Genomic DNA, 20691 nt, shown 5'->3' on the forward strand with positions numbered 1-20691 from the left:
GACCGGTAGTTCAGCTGGTTAGAATGCCGGCCTGTCACGCCGGAGGTCGCGGGTTCGAGTCCCGTCCGGTCCGCCATCGACGTCTTCTGTTCCGAGCATCTCCTCGCCGTTTTCTCCGCTGTTGCGATGTCGTCAAGCCGACGCGTGACTCATTCGATGTTTTCACGCCATTCGGCGGTCTTCGCGCCATTCGATAGTCTTCACGCCATTCGACAGTCTTCGTGCCCCAGCCTCGCTCGTATTTTATCGATCTGTCTTGTTTTGCCTTGTCTTGTTCCGTTCGGCTCAGCGCTGCTCGTCCTCGGCCGCACCCTGATACCGCTTTGGTGGAATGGTTCCCGTCGGCGTTTTCGTTACACTGATGTTCATACGTGCGTTTGAAAGCCGCTATCGGCGGTAAGCGCCCCGACATGAGTGGATCCGACCGTGACGCGTTTTCCCCATCTCTTTCGCCCTCTGCAAGTCGGCTCGTTGACACTGCGCAATCGCGTGGTGATGGGGTCGATGCATACCAATCTGGAAGAAGCGCCGAACGGCTTCGAGCGTCTGGCGGCGTTCTATGCGGAACGGGCGCGTCACGGTGTCGGCTTGATCGTTACCGGCGGCATCGCGCCCAATGCGGAAGGGGCGGTCTTCCAGGGCGCAGCCAAGCTCACCAATCGCGCCGAGGTCGAGCGGCATCGCCCCGTCGTGGAAGCAGTGCACGCCCACGGCGCTCATGTCTGCCTGCAGATACTGCATGCGGGCCGCTACGCCTATTCGCCGGATCTGGTGGCGCCCTCGGCGATCGCCGCGCCGATCAACCGTTTCACGCCACGTGCGCTGAAGGGCGACGAGGTCGAGCGGCAGATCGACGACTTCGTCCGCTGCGTCAGGCTGGCCCAGGCCGCCGGGTACGACGGCGTCGAGATCATGGGCTCGGAAGGTTACCTGATCAATCAGTTCCTTTGCCGCCGTACCAACCATCGCGATGACGCCTGGGGCGGCGATAGCGCGGGGCGCCGGCGCTTCGCGATCGAGATCGTGCGACGGATTCGCGAAGCCTGCGGCACGGATTTCCTGCTGATCTTTCGACTGTCGATGATCGATCTGGTCGAGGAGGGTAGCACCCGAGAGGAGATCGTGGCGCTGGCGCAGGCGATAGAAGGCGCCGGGGCGGACATGATCAACAGCGGCATCGGTTGGCATGAGGCGCGGGTGCCGACCATCGTCACCAGTATGCCGCGTGCGGCGTTCGTTCCCGTCAGCCGGGCGGTACGCGAGGCGATTTCGATACCGCTGATCGCGACCAATCGTATCAACATGCCGGCGGTGGCGGAGGCGGTGCTGGCCGAAGGGCATGCCGATCTGGTGTCGATGGCGCGTCCCTTCCTGGCCGATCCGGCGTGGATGAGCAAGGCCGAGCAGGGCCGGGTCGACGAGATCAACACCTGTATCGCCTGCAATCAGGCCTGTCTCGATCACACCTTCAAGGGCAAGCTGACTTCCTGCCTGGTCAATCCGCGCGCTTGCCACGAAACCGAGCTGACGCTGACACCGACCGATACGCCCAGACGGATCGCCGTAGTGGGAGCCGGCCCGGCCGGGCTGGCTGCCGCCGTTGCCTGCGCCGAGCGTGGGCATCGGGTCACGCTGTTCGAGCGTGATTCAAAGATTGGCGGCCAGTTCCGGTTGGCGCAGCGGATCCCGGGAAAGGAGGAGTTCGCCGAGACTTTGCGCTATTTCACCACTCAGCTGACGCTGCGCGGCGTGGAATTGCGTCTCGATACCCAAGCCGATGTCCAGCAATTGCGGGGCTTCGACGAGGTTGTCATCGCTACCGGCGTCAAGCCTCGCGAGCTCGAGATCGAAGGCATCGATCACCCCAGCGTGCTGCCCTATCCCGTGGCGATCCAGCATCCCGAGCGAGTGGGGCGACGAGTGGCGATCATCGGTGCCGGCGGGATCGGTTTCGATGTGGCCGAACTGCTGGCCCATGCGGACTCGCCTGCCGAGGACGTCGAGCGCTGGTGCGACGAGTGGGGCGTTGACCTGTCGGTGGCTACCGCTGGCGGGCTGAAGCCGCGGGTGCCGCCAGCGGTGCCGCGCCAGATCACGCTGCTACAGCGCAAGGCCGGCAAGCCGGGCGAAGGACTTGGCGTGACCACCGGCTGGGTTCATCGTGCCGCGCTGCGGGCGCGCCGGGTCGAAACGTTGTCGGGCTGCGTCTATCAGCATATTGACGATGATGGATTGCATGTCAGCGTCAACGGGGAGGCCAGGCTATTGGCGGTCGACAATATCGTGGTCTGTGCGGGTCAGGAGTCGCAGCAGACACTTCATGAGGCGCTGGTCGCAAGCGGCGTGAGGGCTCATCGAATCGGCGGTGCCGATCTGGCTGCTGAGCTCGATGCCAAGCGTGCCATCGAGCAGGGCGTGCGACTGGCGGCGAGTCTATGAGCTGGGGCCGGTTGCGTTGAGTCAGCGTGAGTGGCGAGTGCTCGTGCGCTGCCGAGCGTGGAAGACAGGTGTTAGACTGGAATTTCACCAGTGAGCGCGAGCCGTGCGACGGCGACCCCGTCGCTCCCCGGGTCGCGCTTCTTGTTATTCAGGCTGCCGTGTCTTGCGACCGCCATGCCTGACCCTCAGAAAACGCAGACTCTCGTGCCGTGACCGGCCTTGGTCGCTTTTTCTCGATGGAGGGATCGTACAAGGACCCCCAGATGACATCCGATTGTAACCCTCGCTATCTGGCGAGCGATAACACCTCCGGCATCTGCCCGGAAGCCCTCGATTACTTGATCCGGGCGAATGCCAGCGATGATCTCGCTTACGGCAACGATGCCTGGACCCACCGCGCCGCAGACCGCTTCCGCGAACTGTTCGATTACGACTGTGACGTCTTCTTCGTCTTCAACGGCACCGCCGCCAACTCGCTGTCGCTGGCGGCGCTGGGCCAGAGCTATCACAGCGTGATCTGTCACGAACTGGCTCATATCGAGACCGACGAGTGCGGCGGGCCGGAGTTCTTTTCCAACGGCTCCAAGCTGCTGACCAGCCCCGGCGAAGATGGCAAGCTGACGCCCGAAGGCATCGAGCGGCTGGTGGTGAAGCGTAACGACATTCACTATCCCAAGCCGCGGGTCGTCTCGATCACCCAGGCCACCGAGGTGGGCACCGTCTACTCCCGCGAGGAGCTGCTGGCGATCCGCACCGTCGCGGACAAGTACGACCTGCGTGTCCACATGGACGGGGCGCGCTTCGCCAATGCCTGCAGTGCCTTGGAGGCGTCTCCGGCAGAGCTGACCTGGCAGGCCGGTGTCGACGTGCTCTGTTTCTCCGGTACCAAGAACGGCTTGCCGATGGGCGAGGCGATCCTGTTCTTCAACAAGGAACTGGCCGAGGACTTCGCCTACCGCTGCAAGCAGGCGGGACAGCTGGCATCCAAGATGCGCTTCATCGCCGCCCCTTGGCTGGGGCTGCTCGAGTCCGGCGCCTGGAAAAGCAATGCCGATCATGCCAATGCCATGGCGCGTTATCTCGCCGACGGGCTGGCCGCGCTACCCGGTGCTTCGCTGATGTTTCCGACGCAGGCCAACAGCGTCTTCGTCAGCCTGCCCGAGCCGGTCATTTCGCAATTGCGCGCCAAGGGCTGGACCTTCTACACCTTCATCGGCGCTGGCGGTGCGCGATTCGTGTGCTCCTGGAATACCACGTCAGAGCTGCTCGACCAGCTATTGGCCGACGCCCGGGCCGCTTTCGACGCGCCCTGATGCAGGCCGGCGCCCTGAGGGCTCGGGCGCCGGTTTTCCCGTCTTTTTCTCCTTGCTCGATTCGCGAAAGAATTTTGTCGTGATTTTTCTGTGAGTTACCGAAAACCGCGCGATGCGGCGCGTTTTGTCGGCGCAAAATTCCCCGTGCATCGAAACCGGATCGTGGTAGCGTGTTCTAAAGCGTGTGTTCCGACGCTGCGTTGAAAAGACTCGCGAAACGGGTCTGCCCGACGCTTCGTGCATCTGTCTATGTCTGTCTATGCTGTTAGTCAGCTAGCCCGGCTGGCAGGGCATCCGTCCTGCGCGGTTGGGGGTCATGACCAGGAGGCTTCCATGAGCATCTTCGATCACGTGCAGAGCCGTTACGAACAGGTTCAACAGGAAGAAATGAGCCTGCAGGAATATCTAGAGCTGTGCCGGAAGGATCCCCGTGTCTACGCCAACGCCGCCGAGCGGATGCTGAGTGCCATCGGGGAACCGGAAGCGATCGACACGGCCAAGGACCCTCGCCTTTCCCGTATTTTTTCCAACAAGGTCATTCGCCGCTATCCCGCCTTTGCCGAGTTCTATGGCATGGAAGAGGCGATCGAACAGATCGTTGCCTACTTCCGGCATGCGGCTCAGGGGCTCGAGGAGCGCAAGCAGATTCTCTACCTGCTGGGCCCGGTCGGTGGCGGCAAGTCGTCGCTGGCCGAGCGCCTCAAGCTGCTCATGGAGCGTGTGCCGTTCTACGCGATCAAGGATTCGCCGGTCTACGAGTCGCCGCTCGGGCTGTTCTCGCCGGAAGAGGATGGCGAGTTGCTCGAGAAGGAATACAACATTCCGCAGCGCCATCTGCGGGGGCCGATGTCGCCCTGGGCCGCCAAGCGCCTCAAGGAGTACGGCGGCGATCTGTCGCAGTTCCGCGTGGTGCGTCTGCATCCGTCGCGACTCAATCAGATTGCGGTGTCCAAGACCGAGCCGGGCGACGAGAACAACCAGGATATCTCGTCTCTGGTGGGCAAGGTCGATATCCGCCAGTTGGAGCTCTATTCCCAGGACGATCCGGATGCCTACAGCTTCTCCGGCGGCCTGTGCAAGGCCAACCAGGGGCTGATGGAGTTCGTCGAGATGTTCAAGGCGCCGATCAAGGTGCTGCATCCGCTGCTCACGGCCACGCAGGAGGGGAACTACAACCCTACCGAGGGCATGGGGGCCATTCCCTTCGATGGCATTATCATGGCTCACTCCAACGAGAGCGAGTGGCAGCAGTTCCGTAACAACCGCAACAACGAGGCATTTCTCGACCGCGTCTATATCGTCAAGGTGCCTTACTGCCTGCGCGTTTCCGAAGAGATCAAGATCTATCAGAAGCTGCTGGAGCATTCGTCGCTCAACGAAGCCCCCTGCGCGCCGGATACGCTGCGCATGCTGGCGCAGTTTTCGGTGCTGTCGCGGCTCAAGGAGCCGGAAAACTCGAGCATCTATTCGAAGATGCGGGTCTACGATGGCGAGAACCTGAAGGATACCGATCCCAAGGCCAAGTCGATCCAGGAGTACCGTGACGCGGCCGGGGTCGATGAAGGCATGAACGGACTCTCCACGCGTTTCGCCTTCAAGATCCTCTCCAAGGTGTTCAACTTCGATGCCCACGAGATCGCCGCCAACCCGGTGCATCTGCTTTACGTGCTGGAGCAGGCGCTGGAACGCGAACAGTTGCCCAAGGAGGTCCACGAGCGCTACCTGCGGTTCATCAAGGAGTACCTGGCGCCACGCTACGTCGATTTCATCGGCAAGGAGATCCAGACTGCGTATCTCGAGTCCTATACCGAGTACGGCCAGAACATCTTCGACCGCTACGTGACCTACGCCGACTTCTGGATCCAGGACCAGGAGTATCGCGATCCGGAGACCGGCGAGCTGTTCGACCGGCAGTCGCTCAACGAGGATCTCGAGAAGATCGAGAAGCCCGCCGGGATCTCCAACCCCAAGGACTTCCGCCACGAGGTCGTCAATTTCGTGCTGCGCGCTCGTGCCCACAACAACGGCATGAACCCGAGCTGGCAGTCCTACGAGAAGCTCCGCGGCGTGATCGAGCACAAGATGTTCGCCAATACCGAGGAGTTGCTGCCGGTCATCTCGTTCAATGCCAAGGCGTCGGCGTCGGATCAGCGCAAGCACGAGGATTTCGTCGATCGCATGGTGCAGCGCGGCTACACCGAAAAGCAGGTGCGCCTGCTCTCCGAATGGTATCTGCGGGTGCGCAAGTCGCACTAGCGCGTGGTTAGTTGATGTCAGCAGGAGCGGCGGCTGCGAGTCGGGCCGCGCTCCCCGAGGCTGAAGGCCATTCTCGGATGGCCGCTATCGCAGCCAGTCTGTGGGAGGTGCCATGAGTTACTTCATCGATCGACGCCCCAACGCACGCCACAAGAGTGCGGTCAATCGTCAACGGTTCTTGCAGCGCTATCGTTTCCACATCAAGCGCGCCGTGGAAGAGTCGGTGAATCGGCGCTCGATCACCGATATGGAGCGCGGCGAAAAAGTCTCGATTCCCACCAAGGACATCTCCGAGCCCTCGTTTCAACATGGGCCGGGTGGCCGGCGTACGGTAGTGAGTCCGGGAAACAAGGAGTTTGCCGAGGGGGATCGGTTGCGCCGCCCCGGGGGCGGAGGCGGTGGTGGCGGCAGTGGCGAGGGTCAGGCAGGGAATCAGGGCGAGGGCATGGACGAGTTCGTGTTCTCGCTGTCACGAGAAGAGTTTCTCGATTTCGTCTTCGATGGCCTGGAGCTGCCGCATCTGGAGCGCAAGCAGCTGCAGGTCCTGGAGGAGACCCGGCCGGTAAGGGCAGGCATCTCCAAGGAGGGCGTGCCGGCACGCATCAATATCGTGCGTTCGATGCGCGAGGCCCAGGCTCGGCGTATCGGCATGCGGGCGCCATTGAAACGAGCGCTGCGCGAGGCCCAGGAGGCGCTCGACATCGAAGAGCGAAAGGACCCGGTGTTGCGCAATCCGGCGCGTATCGATGAGCTGAAATCCGAAATCACCCGGCTGGAGAAGCGGATCGCGTCGATTCCGTTCCTGGATACCTACGACCTGCGCTACAACCACCTCACGCATCAGCCGATGCCATCGAACCAGGCCGTGATGTTCTGCATCATGGACGTCTCCGGCTCGATGACCCAGGCGCACAAGGATATCGGCAAACGCTTCTTCCTGCTGCTCTATCTGTTTCTTGAACGCAATTACGAGAAGGTCGAGCTGGTGTTCGTGCGCCACCACACCGTGGCCAAGGAGGTCGACGAAGAGGAGTTCTTCTATTCGCGGGAGACTGGCGGCACGATCGTCTCCAGTGCCCTGACGCTGGTCAACAGCATCATCGAGGCGCGCTACGCGCCCGAACAGTGGAATCTCTACGTGGCCCAGGCCAGCGACGGCGACAACTGGGATGACGACTCGTCGACCTGTCTCGAGCTGCTCAATGAATCGTTGATGCGCAAGTTGCAGTACTTCACCTACGTGGAGATCACGCCTCATGCCCACCAGGCGCTGTGGGAGGCCTACGATACGGTGCGGGCGGCCTATCCCGAGCGCTTCGCCATGCAGCAGATCGTTCAGGCGGAAGATATCTATCCGGTCTTCCGCGAGCTCTTTCGGCAGCGTGCGCAAGGCTGACATCGATATCGCGGGCAGCAGGATGGGACGGACGCAGCGAGGAAACCACGATGACGCGACGCAAGCCCATAGCCACCGGTTCGGATTGGAACTTCGAGGCGCTCGAGTCCTACGAGCGTGCCATCGCCGAGTTGGCCAGGGAGTATCGGTTGGACACCTACCCCAACCAGATAGAGATCATTACCTCCGAGCAGATGATGGATGCCTACGCCAGCGTGGGCATGCCGATCGGCTATCACCACTGGTCGTTCGGCAAGCAGTTCCTGTCGGTGGAGCAGGCCTACCGTCGTGGCCAGATGGGGCTGGCCTACGAACTGGTGATCAATTCCGATCCCTGCATCGCCTATCTGATGGAAGAGAATTCGCTGATGATGCAGGTGCTGGTCATCGCGCACGCCTGCTACGGGCACAATTCGTTCTTCAAGGGCAACTACCTGTTCCGGACCTGGACCGATGCCTCGGCGATCGTCGATTATCTGGTCTTTGCGCGCAGTTATGTCGCCAAGTGTGAAGAGCGTCACGGAGTCGAGGCCGTCGAGCAGTTGCTCGATGCCTGTCATGCCCTGCAGAACTACGGCGTCGATCGCTACAAGCGGCCTTCGCCGATTTCGGCCGATGAAGAAGCGCGTCGTCAGGAGGAGCGGGAGGCGTATCTGCAGACGCAGGTCAACCGACTCTGGAGCACGATTCCGCCGGTAGTGAGCGAGCTGGCCCAGGAGCCGCTGCATGATCACGAGAACGATCCGCTGGGGCTCCATCGTCACGGTCGCTATCCCAGCGAGCCGCAGGAAAACCTGCTCTATTTCCTCGAGAAGAATGCGCCGCTGCTGGAGCCCTGGCAGCGCGAGATCGTGCGTATCGTGCGCAAGCTTGCCCAGTATTTCTATCCGCAGCGTCAGACCCAGGTAATGAACGAGGGCTGGGCGACGTTCTGGCACTACACCTTGATGAACCGCCTTTATGACGACGGCCTGATCGACGAGGGCATCATGCTCGAGTTCCTGCAGTCGCATACCTCGGTCATCACCCAGCCGGGTTTCGACAGCCCTTATTTCAACGGCATCAATCCGTATGCGCTGGGATTCGCGATGTTCAGCGATATCCAGCGCATCTGCCGGGCACCGACCGAAGAAGACCGCGAGTGGTTCCCCGACATCGCCGGCAGCGACTGGCTGGAGACGCTGCATTTCGCGATGCAGAACTTCAAGGACGAATCGTTCATTCAGCAGTTCCTGTCGCCCAAGGTGATTCGCGATCTCAAGCTCTTCAGCCTGGTCGATGATGACCGCGACGACAGCCTCCAGATCGAGGCGATTCACGACGACCGTGGCTATCGCCGGATCCGCGAGGCGTTGAGCGTGCAGTACGCGCTATCCGCTCGCGAGCCCAACATCCAGGTCTGGGAAGCCGACATTCGTGGCGATCGATCGCTGACGCTGCGCCATGTGCAGGATCGTCGGCGTCCGCTGGGGCAGAGCCTGTTTCCGGTCATGCGCTATCTGCACCAGCTGTGGGGATTTCCCATCAAGCTCGAATCGACGGAAGAAGGCGATATCGTGCGCCGCTATCAATGGCCGATTCCCGAGCCGACGCGAGAATCGGCGTGAATACGCCCGTGCGGCATGCCCAGTCGCAGAGCTGATATACTCGCCCGATCGCTATCATTCTGGTTATGGGTCTGCCGGTTGCGGGCCTGATTCGGTGGGAGAGGGAAATGCAGAACGCCGTCATTCTGATCAATGTCGAAAAGGGCCGGATTCGCGGTGTCGCCGAACAGCTGGCCGACCTGGAGGGAATCAGCGAAGTCTATTCGACCTGCGGTCGCTATGACCTGATTGCCATTGCCCGCACGCGGGATTTCGAGTCCTTGGCCACGCTGGTGACCGAGCGCCTGATGAGCGTCGAGGGGATTCGCGATACCGAGACGCTCAATGCCATGCAGGTGCATTCGCGCCACGACCTCGATGCCATGTTCTCCGTCGGCCTCTGAGTTCCGGTGGCGCGTCGTCGAAGGCGAGGACTGCTGGGGCAGTTGGCTCGCTCGTCTCGGATAGGGCTTGTTTTTGTCGTCGTCATCAGCGGGCTGTGGTACTGGCAGGAAGGCGATGTTCGCGACCGGCTAAGCTGGATGGGCGTGCCCGAGTGGCAGTGGAACGACTGGCGGGGCTGGAACCGCGTGCTGCGCAACGACGGCTTCTTGGTGGGGTGGTCGGACGTGCGGGGCGAGGCGCTGTGGGCGGGCTATGTCCTGAATCGTGTCGATGATCCCCATAGCCAGCCGCGGCCCGATCGCTTCGAGTCCGACTGGCGTAGCCTGTGGCCGATCAGCAGTGATGACTACACCCATAGTGGCTACGATCGGGGGCATCTGGCGCCGAATTATGCGATGTCGGTCGTTCACGGCCGCGATGCGCAGCTGGCCAGCTTCCTGATGACCAACATCACCCCGCAACGGCCCAAGCTCAATCGGCAGCTGTGGCAACGCCTGGAAGAAGCCGTCATCGATGACTTCGTGCCGCGTTTCGGTCGCGTGTGGGTCATTACCGGGCCAGTCTTCGATGATCAACTGCTGCATCGGGTGGGCTTTACCCAGATCCCCGTGGGCTTCTACAAGATAGTGGTCGTTCCCGATCAAACGCCGCGGGCGCTGGCGTTTTTCATGCCCCAGAACGTGGCCGGCAACGAGCCGCTGGACCGTTTCCTGATCACCATCGACGAACTCGAGGCGCGTACCGGGCTCGATTTCTTCCCGCAACTGGCCGACTCCGTCGAGCGTCGAATGGAAGGGCGCGTAGAGACCGCCGGTTGGGGGCTGGAGGCCGTTTCGACACGTCCGGGGCGTTATCAGTAACGTCCGTGGGCGTCGTCGAGCCTGCGTCTTGATGCCGAGCGTTGATGAAACAGAAAGGTGTTGATGAAACAGGAGGGCGTTGAAAAACGGGAAAAGCAGAAACAATGACAAGAGATGAAGCAGAGTGTCGCGAGGAAACGATCACATGACACATGGTGCCCAGGAGAGGACTTGAACCTCCACGTCCGTAAGGACACTAGCACCTGAAGCTAGCGCGTCTACCAATTCCGCCACCTGGGCGTGTCATGCAAATCTGATACTGCAGTCTGGATGGTGCCCGGAAGAGGACTTGAACCTCCACGTCCGTAAGGACACTAGCACCTGAAGCTAGCGCGTCTACCAATTCCGCCATCCGGGCTTATCCGGCCTTGAATGCATGGATTTCGCGAATTTCATTCCCGAAATCCCCACCGCCGTAAGCGATGGTGCCCAGAAGAGGACTTGAACCTCCACGTCCGTAAGGACACTAGCACCTGAAGCTAGCGCGTCTACCAATTCCGCCATCTGGGCCAAGGCGCGATGCATAATACCGACTCTGTGTTCGAATGCAAGCCTCTCGTGTGCGGTATCTGTTTCGCTCCGGCATCACCTGGTGTTGCGGCGATACGCGCCGTCGGCACGGCAATTGGTCACGTTGGACAGTGCATGGTTGGGTCGAGCAGACGTGGCCGCTATACTTGGGGCATGAATCCCAAAAAATCGAACGGCCCAGGCCGCCCGCCGCGTGACTATTCTCTACAACCCAGGCCCCGCTGGCTCAACGCAAGGATGATGGTTGCATGACTCATTGGACGTTGAACGATGATCCGCACGCGGCTCGCGAAACCCAGAAATACGATAACCCCGTGCCCAGTCGCGAATACCTGCTGTCGCGTCTGGAGGAGTACGGCAAGCCGATTACTCATGAAAACATGAGCGCCATGCTGGGGCTCGAGGACGAGAACCAGCTGGAAGCCGTGCGTCGGCGCCTGGCCGCCATGGAGCGCGACGGTCAGATCCTCAGGGACCGCAAGGGCGCCTATGCCCTGATCGACAAGCTCGACCTGATCAAGGGCCGGGTGCAGGGCCACCGGGACGGCATGGGCTTTCTGATTCGCCATGATGGCGTCAAGCCCGACCTGGTGTTGCCGCCGCGCCAGATGCGCCGCGTCTTCGATGGCGACGTAGTGCTGGCACGCATCAGCGGTCAGGATCGTCGTGGCCGCGCCGAAGGCACCATCGCCGAAGTGCTGGCGCGCAATACCCAGACGCTGGTTGGCGTGTTCCGTCAGAACACTTCGGAATTCGCCGTGCTGATACCGGAAAATTCCCGCATCAGCCAGGAAGTGATCATCCCGCACAGCGTCAGCGGTGGGGCAAGAGACGGCCAGATCGTGTCGGTGCGCATCACCCAGCAGCCGGAAACTCGCAAGCAGCCGGTCGGCGAGGTGGTGGAGATCCTGGGGGAGAGGATGGACCCCGGTCTCGAGATCGATATCGCGATTCGTTCCCACGATATCCCGGCAGAGTTCCCGCCGGAAGTGGAGCATCAGATCGCTGGCATGTCGGCCGAAGTGAAGGAAGAGGACAAGGTGGCGCGCATCGACCTGCGCGAGATGCCGCTGGTGACCATCGACGGCGAAGACGCCAAGGATTTCGACGACGCCGTCTGTGCCTGGAAGACGAAAGCCGGGAGCTGGAAACTGGTCGTGGCGATTGCCGATGTTTCCCATTACGTCCGTGGCGGCAGTTCGCTGGATAACGAGGCCCACATTCGCGGCAACTCGGTCTACTTCCCCGGCCAGGTCGTGCCGATGCTGCCGGAGCTGCTTTCCAACGGGCTCTGTTCGCTCAATCCGCACGTCGATCGCCTGACCATGGTCTGCGAGATGAACATTTCGCAGAACGGCACGATCAGCCGCTACAAGTTCTACGAGGCGGTGATCCAGTCTCATGCGCGACTGACCTACAACCAGGTCGGCACCATGCTGGAGGAGCCGGACAGCGAAGAGGGAGTGGCGCTACGCGAGCAGTATCGCGAGCTGGTGCCGTCGCTCGAGAATTTGCACGCGCTCTACAAGGTGCTGCGCAAGGCGCGGGAAGTGCGTGGCGCCATCGACTTCGATACCACCGAAACGCAGATCGTCTTCAACGACGAGCGCAAGATCGAGAAGATCGTTCCGCGCACCCGCAACGACGCCCACAAGCTGATCGAGGAGTGCATGCTGGCCGCCAACGTGGCCACGGCTCGCTTCCTCGACAAGCATGACCTGCCCGCGCTCTATCGTGTTCACCAGTCGCCAGCCTCGGAGCGACTGGAGAACCTGCGCGTGTTCCTGGGTGAGCTGGGCCTGACCCTGGGTGGCGGCGACGAGCCGACGCCCAAGGACTATCAGGCGCTGCGAGAGGTGATCCAGGATCGCCCGGATTTCGACATCATCCAGACCGTGATGCTGCGTTCGATGAGCCAGGCCGTCTATTCGCCGCAGAACGACGGGCACTTCGGGCTCGCCTATCAGGCCTATGCGCATTTCACCTCGCCGATCCGCCGCTATCCCGATCTGCTGGTCCATCGTGCGATCCGTTCCGTCATCCGGGGACCGCGTCAGACCCAGACCGTGCTGCGTGCCGAGGGTGCGCCAGTGGAAAAACCCTCCACCTGGTGCCCGTATACCTTCGAGCAGATGATCGAGCTAGGCGAGCACTGCTCGATGACCGAGCGCCGCGCCGACGAGGCGACCCGTGACGTGACCGACTGGCTGAAGTGCGAGTTCCTCTCGGACAAGGTCGGCGAGGTCTACGAAGGCACGATCGCCTCGGTGACGCAGTTCGGAATTTTCGTGCGCCTCGACGACGTCTACGTGGAAGGGCTGGTGCACGTCACCTCCCTGCCATCCGACTACTATCACTATGAAGCCGAGAAACACCGCCTCAAGGGCGAGCGCAGCGGCGTGGCCTATCGCCTGGGCGACGGCGTGACCGTTCGCGTGGCGCGGGTGGACCTCGACGACCGCAAGATCGATTTCGATCTGGCCGATGCGACACCGCGTCATCACCGCACGCCACGCAGTCACAAGCCCGGTGCCGGAGCCGGCGACAGCGCTGCCCCGGCCAGGAAGTCATCGGGCAAGAATCGCCCCGGCAAACGCGAGCGTCAGGGCGCCTCTGCCGGCAACGAAGAGGGCGGTGCGCCCAAGCGCCGGTCTCGTGGCCCGCGTCAGCGTCGAGGCAAGCGATGAGCACGTCGATCGTTAGAGGCGCACCGGATGGTCCAGGGTGGGTGATGCCATGAGTCGTTCAGCGAACCGGCGTCAATCGGCCAGAACGGGGGAACGTCCCCGCACGCCAGACGGGCTGGAGCCGGTCTATGGCGTACATGCCGTTCGGGCGTCGCTCGAACGGGGCCAGCCGCCCAAGGTGCTGTGGATTCAGCAGGGGCACGCCGAGCACCGCCTGGAAGCCCTTTTACAGCTGGCTCACGCGGCGGGCTGTGATTTGAAGCGGGTGACGCGAGAAACACTGGACGGGATTTCCAACCAGGCCGCCCATCAGGGGGTGATCGGGTTCTGCGAACCGCTGGTCGCGGAGAGCGAAACTACCTTGTGGTGGCGTCTTGAGCAGTGGCTGGCGGACAAGCCCCCGCTGCTGCTGATCCTCGATGGCGTCACTGACCCGCACAACCTGGGCGCTTGCCTGCGCAGTGCCGATGCTGCCGGCGTCAATGGCGTGATCGTGCCCAAGGACAAGTCTGCACCGCTGAACGCCACCGTACGCAAGGTGGCCTGTGGCGCGGCCGAACTCGTGCCGGTGTTTCAGGTCACCAACCTGGCGCGCTGCATGGAGAAGCTCAAGCAGCAGGGCGTCTGGATCACCGGCACCGCCGGCGAGGCCGATGCGCTCGTCTATGACGCCGATTTCACCGTGCCCTGTGCGCTGGTGATGGGCGCGGAAGGCAAGGGCCTGCGCCGCCTGACTCGCGAAGCCTGCGACGGCCTGGTCAAATTGCCGATGCAGGGCGGGGTTTCCAGTCTTAACGTCTCGGTTGCCACCGGGATTTGCCTGTTCGAAGCCGTCCGCCAGCGCGGGCTCGTTGCCGCCGGTTAAACTTGCACCCGGTGGCCCCTGTCTCTACAATTGCGCGGTTCTATGGGCAGGCTATGCTCATGGAATGCGGCTCTGTTCCGGAGATGCCTGATGCGCCAGGTTCGCCTGACGGCTCGGGAGCGCCGGGATAGAGCGCCAATTGGTCTGAATATTCGGATATAGATGCGGTCGAGTACCGCAATCCGGTATCGACTCCTTGCTTCTCGTGGTGGCCCTCTATTGATGATCGGCACCGCGCGGAAGCTGCCAAACCGAAAGGAGCTAACATGCGTCATTATGAAATCGTGTTCATGGTCCATCCGGACCAGAGCGAGCAGGTTCCCGCCATGGTCGAGCGCTACACCAGCCTCGTGACCGAAAACGGTGGCACCGTGCATCGTCTCGAAGACTGGGGTCGCCGTCACTTGGCCTACCCGATCAACAAGATCCACAAGGCACATTACGTGCTGATGAACATCGAATGCAGCGGCGAGACCCTCGACGAGATCGAGAACATCTTCCGCTTCAACGATGCCATCATCCGCAGCATGATCGTGCGCAGCAAAGAGGCCGTGACCGAAGCCTCGCCGATGATGAAGCCGGCTGAAGAAAAGAGCCGTCGCCGTGACGACAAGTCCTCCGAGCGTGGCGATCGTGAGCGTTCCGAGCGCCCCGAGCGCTCCGAAACTGCCGCAGAAACCAACTGATCCGATTTCGCTAAGGAGAGACTCTCATGGCACGTTTTTTCCGTCGCCGTAAGTTCTGCCGCTTCACCGCCGAAGGCGTGAAGTACATCGACTACAAAGACATCGATACGCTGAAGGCCTACGTCACCGAAACCGGCAAGATCGTTCCGAGCCGTATTACGGGTACCCAGGCACGCTACCAGCGTCAGCTGTCCACCGCTATCAAGCGGGCGCGTTATCTGGCGCTGCTGCCGTACTCCGACAGCCACCAGTAAACCCTGATTCGATATCCTTGATCGGTAAACCCGGGTTCCGGTAAACCCAGGTTTCGGTAAACCACAGCGAGGCATCATGCTGGTACTGGCCCGTTGGATCATGCGCGGTACGCCGCAGGCCGTTGCGGCAGCCGCACTGACAGCGCTGGTGCCTTGGCTATTCTGGTTCAGCGCTGCCGTGGCGGGGCTCGTCACGCTGCGTCGAGGCATGACGACCGCAGCACCGGTACTGATCGCAGCGGCGCTGCCTGCCGGCTGGTGGTGGGTGCAGGGCGACGCGGTGCCGCTGGCCAGCATTCTGCTGGTAACGCTGATGGCGACGGTACTGCGATCGCGCATGCGCTGGGCGGAAGCCCTGATCGTCGGCAGCGTGGTCTGCATGGTGATGGTCCAGCTGGGGATCTTTCTCCCGGCGGGCGGCACCGGATCGCTGCTGACGGAGCTTCGCCAAAGCTCGTCAGAGGTTGCCCGCATGCTGGATCAGCTATCGGCGCAGGGCGTCGATACCGAAATGATGGCAGCGCTGGTGATCGGCGGTGCGACCGGCCTGGTGGTATTGCTCGCCGGCATTGCCTGCCTGGCATTGGCTCGTAGCTGGCAGGCCGGGCTCTACAATCCGGGCGGGTTCCGCGAAGAGTTTCACGCGCTGAGGCTCTCGCGGAAGCAGCTCCTGCTGCTGATCGCGCTGATGGTGCTGGGTGTAGTGCTGGCCGTCCCCGCTGCCAGCCTGCTGGCTTGGGTGCCGTTACTGGTCGCCGGTGTGGCGCTGGTACATGGGTTTATCGGTTTGAAGGGAATGAGCGGGTTCTGGCTGGTAGGCTTCTATGCCTTGCTGTTGACCACCTGGCCCACGATTCTGATTGTACTGCTGTTGGCGTTGGTAGATACCTTCGCGGATTTTCGCGGTCGTCTGACACGCAGTGATTGACGAGAGGTTCACGAGAATGGAAGTCATTCTGCTCGATAACATCGGCAAGCTGGGCGATCTGGGTGACAAGGTCACCGTCAAGCCCGGTTACGGCCGTAATTACCTGGTTCCCTACGGCCTGGCCGTACCGGCAACCAAAGACAACGTCGAAGCGTTCGAAGCGCAGCGCGCCGAGCTCGAAGCCCAGGCTGCCGAGCGCAAGGCTCAGGCCGAAACACGCGCCGCTCAGCTCGCCGAAATCGAGCTGTCTCTGGTCGCCAAGGCGGGTGACGAAGGCAAGCTGTTCGGTTCCATCGGTCCGCGCGATCTGGCCGAAGCCATGGCACAGGCCGGTATCGAAGTCGCCAAGAGCGAAGTTCGCATGCCGGAAGGCCCGCTTCGTCAGACTGGCGAATACGACATCGCGCTGCAGCTGCACGCCGAAGTCACTTCCAGCGTTCGTGTCGTGGTCGTAGCCGAGTAAAATCTCGACTGCTATCGTCGATTGACGTCTGGCTCAAGGCACGCAGGGCTCACGCCCTGCGTGCCTTTTTCGTGATCGGCCGGCGTGGCGATGGCCGCGACCGGCCAGGGTCTGTTGCTATTTCAGCGTGAACTGCGTTGCCGCGCCGCATGGCGCCATTTGCCGCGCCACCTGAAGGCGGGCATGAAACGGCAACAGGCCCTAGGTAGAATAGGCCTAGACCAATTCCGCTTGTCCAGCGCACGATCATTCAGCGCAAGATGACATAGGTGAACGCCAAGCATGAACCAACGCGTCGACAACGATCAGGAAACCGCGCAGCTGAAGGTACCGCCGCACTCGCTCGAGGCGGAGCAGTCGGTACTGGGCGGGCTGATGCTCGACAACAGCAGCTGGGATACGGTGTCGGAACGTCTGGTAGCAGACGACTTCTACCGCCATGAGCACCGGTTGACGTTCAATGCGATGGCGGAGCTGGCCGAGAGCGCACATCCGCTCGATGTCGTGACCCTGTCGGAAGCGCTCGAACGCCGGGATCAGCTCGAAAGCGTAGGCGGGCTCGCCTATCTGGCGGAGCTGGCACGCAATACGCCCTCTGCCAGCAATATCCGCGCCTATGCCGATATCGTTCGCGAGCGAGCGACGTTGCGCAAGCTGATCCAGGCTTCGCGCCAGATCGCCGACAGCGCCTATTCGCCGGAAGGGCGGCTGCCGGACGAGCTGGTCAACGAAGCCGAACGGCTGGTATTCCAGATCAGCGAGTCCCGGCCCAAGTTCGGTGGCCCCATCGGCATGAGCCAGCTGCTGACCAAGGCCGTCGATCGGATCGACGAGCTGTTCAACATGAAGGGCCAGATGACCGGGATCTCTACCGGGTTCCGCGATCTGGACGACATGACATCGGGTCTGCAGCCGTCGGACCTGGTGATCATCGCCGGGCGCCCGTCGATGGGCAAGACGACGTTCGCCATGAACCTGGTCGAACATGCCGTCGTCTCCAATGACAAGCCGGTCATCGTCTTCTCGATGGAGATGCCCGCCGAGTCGTTGATGCTGCGCATGCTCTCTTCCCTGGGCAGGATCGATCAGACACGCGTCCGAACCGGCCAGCTCGAGGACGAGGACTGGCCACGGTTGACTTCGGCGGTCAACCTGCTCAAGGATCGCCAGCTGTTCATCGACGACACTCCGGCGCTGTCCCCCAACGAATTGCGCTCCCGCGTGCGCCGAATCGCTCGCGAGCACGGCAATATCGGTCTGGTGATGATCGACTACCTGCAGCTGATGCAGGTGCCGGGGCTTTCCGAGAATCGTACCGCAGAGATCTCCGAGATTTCGCGATCGCTGAAGGGCATCGCGAAGGAGTTCAACTGCCCGGTGGTGTCGCTGTCCCAGCTCAACCGATCACTGGAGCAGCGTCCCAACAAGCGGCCCGTAATGTCGGATCTGCGTGAGTCGGGTGCCATCGAGCAGGATGCCGATGTCATCGCCTTCGTCTATCGTGACGAGGTCTACAATACCGACAATCCCGACAACAAGGGGTTGGCGGAGCTGATTATCGGCAAGCAGCGTAACGGCCCGATCGGTACCGTCCATATGGCATTCATCGGCAAGTACACCCGTTTCGAGGATCTGGCGCCGGATAGTTATGGTCAGCACTACGAATAAGTCGGTACGTCCAGTTCGCGATACGTCCAGTTAGATACATCTAGTTTGATACGTCCAGTTCGATACAACCGAAACATGTCGGCAGCGCCGACGTAGAAAAGACATCAAGGAGTCAAACCATGGCAGGCGGTTTTCAGCGGGGTCGTCGTCAGCGTGTGCCCAAGGTCGAAGTACGCGGCCAACTGGAAAAGCTCGAACGGGAAGGGCCGTTCAAGGAGTGGCTGGGCATGCCGGATCTCTACCGTCACTGGCTGACCGTCGACGGCGAGCTTTACAGCTACCAGACGGAAGACGCCGAATTGCCGGTAGCCGTCGGTGATCGGGTCGTATTCCGCTACAAGGAAGCCAAGGCAGGAAAGTGGATCGACCGCAACTCCCTGGGCAAGGCGATCGATCCTTCCGCTTACCAGTAGGCTGTCGATCGGTCCCTGAAACGGCGCGCTCTTGCCATGTAATGTTTTGTGTCACCATGTTGTCATGACCTTGCGGCTCAATGGCGTTCATGGACCAATCCGCCGTTTCTCTTGCCCCCGGCTCTCTCGAAGCCCTGATCGCCCAGCGCGATCTAAACGTGCACTTTCAGCCTATCGTCTCCGTCGCCACCGGTCGGGTGCTGGCTTACGAGGCATTGTCCCGCGGGCCGCGAGACTCTCGCTTCTCCAGCCCGCTGGCAATGTTCCAGACGGCCCGTGGCCGCGGTCTGCTGGCTTCCCTGGAGCGGGTCTGTCGCGAGAGGGCCTTCGAGCGCTGGGTCGAGACGGGACTGGATGAACTGCTGTTTCTCAATGTCAGTCCGGAAGTGCTGATCGACCCGGCCCACATCAGCGGCCAGACGTTACAACTGCTGTCCGATCATGGCCTGACACCGTCCCAGATCGTCATCGAAATTACCGAGCAGTCTCCCGGCATCGATCCAGAACTGATGGCCGAAGCCGCCGAGCATTATCAGTCGATGGGGTTCTCCATCGCGCTCGACGATCTTGGCGACGGCTATGCCGGACTCAGGCTCTGGTCACAGCTCAACCCCGACTACGTCAAGCTGGATCGCCACTTCGTGGCGGGAGTGGATCGCGACCGCGTGAAAAGGCGCTTCGTGCGGTCGATCATCGACATCGCACACAGCCTGGGAAGCCGCGTGGTTGCCGAGGGCGTCGAACGAGAGGAGGAGCTCGATACCCTGCTCGAGCTCGGGGCCGACTATTGCCAGGGGTGGCTGTTCGCTCGTCCCGAACCGGCGCCTCATCGATCGCGTGACGTACTGGATTCGCGTCTGATCGCCCTGGCGGCATCGCGTCGTCCGGCGGCGGCAGCCACGGAAATTCGCCGGCTATGCGTACCCTTGCCGGCGCTGATGGCCACGCTCAGCATCGGAGAGGCCGCGGAGCGCTTCAGCCGTCTGCCGGAGGCCAATGCCCTGGCGGTGGTCGACGAGCAGGGAGTGCCGGTGGGCTTGCTCGGGCGCCGGCAATTGATGGCCTTGCTCGGCAACCGCTTCGGCTTCGATCTCTACGGCCGCCAGTCCATCGACAAGATCATGCAGAGACGGGCCCTCTGCGTCGAGGCGGGGGAACCGCTCGAGCGTGTATCGCGCAAGGTGACCGGACGCGACGACTCGACGCGTGACGAGGACTTCATCATTACCGATGGCGGGCGCTATCTCGGCATCGGACATGTCATCAATCTTCTGCAGCTCTTTACCGAACAGCAGGTCCAGATCGCCCGCCAGGCCAATCCGCTGACTCAGCTTCCGGGAAATCGGCCGATCCGTGCGGCGCTGGAACATTATCGAGGCCAGGCAAGACCCTTCGTTGCCTGTTATCTCGATCTGGACCATTTCAAGCCGTTCAACGATCGTTTCGGCTACGCAATGGGTGACCAGATGATCCTGACACTGGCGAGAGTGCTGAGCGATGCGGCGGGGCGGAACGACTTCCTGGGCCATCTCGGGGGCGACGATTTCATTCTTCTGTTCAACGACGACAGCCGCTTGCAGTCGAAACTGAGCCGGATCCAGCGCTGCTTCCGCGATGAGAGCCTGCAGTTGCTGCCGGAATCGGAACGGCAGGCGGGCGGCTTTCATGCCAAGGATCGCTTCGATCAATGGCGATTCTTCCCCATCACCCGGCTTTCCATCACGGCGTTGCGGGTACCACCCACCGCGCGGATCGACAATTTCGGTGATCTCTGGAGCCGCTTCAAAGGTGCGGCCAAGCGGGCCGAGAATGGGCGCGTTGTCGTGACCGTTCGCACGAATAGCGACGAAATCCCGCGCTGAACTCTCGTGGTGCAACATAGTCTTAATAAAGATACGGCTCAATTGGCCGATTGTCCCGGTAAGGCCGAGGCGGATTCCG

The 20691-nt window shown here is 61.7% G+C and carries 16 protein-coding genes and 3 tRNA genes; 16 read left to right on the forward strand and 3 right to left on the reverse strand.

The annotated features are described in order from the left end of the window. Positions 1-426: 426 nt before the first annotated feature. The 7 genes from BC443_RS08095 (at position 427) to BC443_RS08125 (ending at position 10255) form a co-directional block, all read left to right on the forward strand. Entirely contained in the window at positions 427-2439 is a 2013-nt protein-coding gene (locus BC443_RS08095; protein WP_139284272.1) for an NADPH-dependent 2,4-dienoyl-CoA reductase, read from the forward strand. 263 nt (positions 2440-2702) lie between these two features. After that, positions 2703-3752 (forward strand): low specificity L-threonine aldolase, encoded by a 1050-nt coding sequence (locus BC443_RS08100; protein WP_071231340.1) that lies wholly within the window; start codon positions 2703-2705, stop codon positions 3750-3752. A gap of 333 nt (positions 3753-4085) precedes the next feature. Next, positions 4086-6008, forward strand: coding sequence for a PrkA family serine protein kinase (locus BC443_RS08105; RefSeq protein WP_071231341.1), 1923 nt, complete (start codon positions 4086-4088; stop codon positions 6006-6008). 112 nt (positions 6009-6120) lie between these two features. Further along, positions 6121-7404 carry a YeaH/YhbH family protein gene (locus BC443_RS08110; protein ID WP_071231342.1) on the forward strand — a complete coding sequence of 428 codons (1284 nt, stop codon included), beginning with the start codon at positions 6121-6123 and terminating at the stop codon, positions 7402-7404. A 50-nt stretch (positions 7405-7454) separates the two neighbouring features. After that, positions 7455-9011, forward strand: a complete 1557-nt coding sequence (locus BC443_RS08115) for a SpoVR family protein (protein WP_071231343.1) — start codon at positions 7455-7457, stop codon at positions 9009-9011. 107 nt (positions 9012-9118) lie between these two features. Beyond that, positions 9119-9394, forward strand: a complete 276-nt coding sequence (locus BC443_RS08120) for an Lrp/AsnC ligand binding domain-containing protein (RefSeq protein ID WP_071231344.1) — start codon at positions 9119-9121, stop codon at positions 9392-9394. A 42-nt stretch (positions 9395-9436) separates the two neighbouring features. Next, positions 9437-10255, forward strand: a complete 819-nt coding sequence (locus BC443_RS08125; RefSeq protein ID WP_247643242.1) for a DNA/RNA non-specific endonuclease — start codon at positions 9437-9439, stop codon at positions 10253-10255. A gap of 153 nt (positions 10256-10408) precedes the next feature. Here BC443_RS08125 and BC443_RS08130 read toward each other — a convergent pair. The 3 genes from BC443_RS08130 to BC443_RS08140 form a co-directional block, all read right to left on the reverse strand. After that, positions 10409-10495 (reverse strand) — tRNA-Leu (locus BC443_RS08130). A 31-nt stretch (positions 10496-10526) separates the two neighbouring features. Then, positions 10527-10613 (reverse strand) — tRNA-Leu (locus BC443_RS08135). A 65-nt stretch (positions 10614-10678) separates the two neighbouring features. Further along, positions 10679-10765, reverse strand: a tRNA-Leu gene (locus tag BC443_RS08140). A 269-nt stretch (positions 10766-11034) separates the two neighbouring features. On the opposite strand from BC443_RS08140, the gene rnr reads away from it, so the two are divergent. The 9 genes from rnr to BC443_RS08185 all read left to right on the forward strand — a co-directional run bounded on the left by rnr (position 11035) and on the right by BC443_RS08185 (position 20612). Further along, positions 11035-13473: a ribonuclease R gene (gene rnr / locus BC443_RS08145; RefSeq protein ID WP_071231345.1), complete on the forward strand. Its 2439-nt coding sequence runs from the start codon at positions 11035-11037 to the stop codon at positions 13471-13473. Between the two features lie 49 nt (positions 13474-13522). Then, positions 13523-14338 (forward strand): 23S rRNA (guanosine(2251)-2'-O)-methyltransferase RlmB, encoded by an 816-nt coding sequence (rlmB, locus tag BC443_RS08150; protein ID WP_071231346.1) that lies wholly within the window; start codon positions 13523-13525, stop codon positions 14336-14338. 266 nt (positions 14339-14604) lie between these two features. Continuing rightward, the gene (rpsF, locus tag BC443_RS08155; RefSeq protein ID WP_071231347.1) at positions 14605-15024 is read left to right on the forward strand and encodes a 30S ribosomal protein S6; all 420 of its coding nucleotides are present in this window, start codon (positions 14605-14607) and stop codon (positions 15022-15024) included. A gap of 26 nt (positions 15025-15050) precedes the next feature. Then, positions 15051-15278: a 30S ribosomal protein S18 gene (rpsR, locus tag BC443_RS08160; RefSeq protein WP_035472385.1), complete on the forward strand. Its 228-nt coding sequence runs from the start codon at positions 15051-15053 to the stop codon at positions 15276-15278. A gap of 76 nt (positions 15279-15354) precedes the next feature. After that, positions 15355-16206: a hypothetical protein gene (locus BC443_RS08165; RefSeq protein ID WP_071231348.1), complete on the forward strand. Its 852-nt coding sequence runs from the start codon at positions 15355-15357 to the stop codon at positions 16204-16206. A 16-nt stretch (positions 16207-16222) separates the two neighbouring features. Beyond that, positions 16223-16669: a 50S ribosomal protein L9 gene (gene rplI, locus BC443_RS08170; RefSeq protein ID WP_071231349.1), complete on the forward strand. Its 447-nt coding sequence runs from the start codon at positions 16223-16225 to the stop codon at positions 16667-16669. A 282-nt stretch (positions 16670-16951) separates the two neighbouring features. Beyond that, complete coding sequence (gene dnaB / locus BC443_RS08175) at positions 16952-18337, forward strand: replicative DNA helicase (RefSeq protein ID WP_071231350.1); 1386 nt, start codon at positions 16952-16954, stop codon at positions 18335-18337. Positions 18338-18456: 119 nt separating this feature from the next. Beyond that, complete coding sequence (locus BC443_RS08180; RefSeq protein ID WP_071231351.1) at positions 18457-18750, forward strand: hypothetical protein; 294 nt, start codon at positions 18457-18459, stop codon at positions 18748-18750. Positions 18751-18839: 89 nt separating this feature from the next. Further along, positions 18840-20612, forward strand: a complete 1773-nt coding sequence (locus BC443_RS08185; RefSeq protein WP_170835862.1) for a bifunctional diguanylate cyclase/phosphodiesterase — start codon at positions 18840-18842, stop codon at positions 20610-20612. Positions 20613-20691 lie beyond the last annotated feature (79 nt).

The organism is Salinicola sp. MIT1003, assembly GCF_001858555.1.
In the GTDB taxonomy this organism is placed as follows: Bacteria; Pseudomonadota; Gammaproteobacteria; order Pseudomonadales; family Halomonadaceae; genus Salinicola; species Salinicola salarius.